At 68.1% G+C, this 354-nt stretch carries 1 pseudogene; it reads left to right on the plus strand.

Features of this window, described 5'->3' with window-relative positions:
* Positions 1 to 324 (plus strand): annotated as a pseudogene (locus TN53_RS43145) (transposase); the annotation flags it as partial.
* Positions 325 to 354: the final 30 nt, after the last annotated feature.

A 354-nucleotide genomic window follows, 5' to 3' on the forward strand; every position in this document is an offset into this window, starting at 1 on the left:
GTGTCCCGAGACGCGGCGGGTCGCTGGTTCGTGTCCCTGCTGTGCCAGGACCACGTCGCCCCGGCCGCCGCCACCACAGCGGCCGTCGGTCTGGACGCCGGGATCACCTCCCTGGTGACACTGTCCACCGGAGAAAAGGTCGCCAGCCCGAAGCATGAGAAGTGTGACCGTGCCCGCCTGGCCCGCGCGCAGCGTGAGCTGTCGCGAAAGGCGAAGGGCTCGGCGAACCGCGAGAAAGCCCGCCGCAAAGTCGCCCGCGGGCATGCACCGATCGCCGAGCGATGCCGCGAGGTCCTGCACAAGCCTTCGACTCGCCTCATCCGTTAAAATCAAACGGTCGTGATCGAGGACCTC

This window comes from Streptomyces sp. WM6386, from assembly GCF_000972385.1.
Taxonomy (GTDB): Bacteria; Actinomycetota; Actinomycetes; order Streptomycetales; family Streptomycetaceae; genus Streptomyces.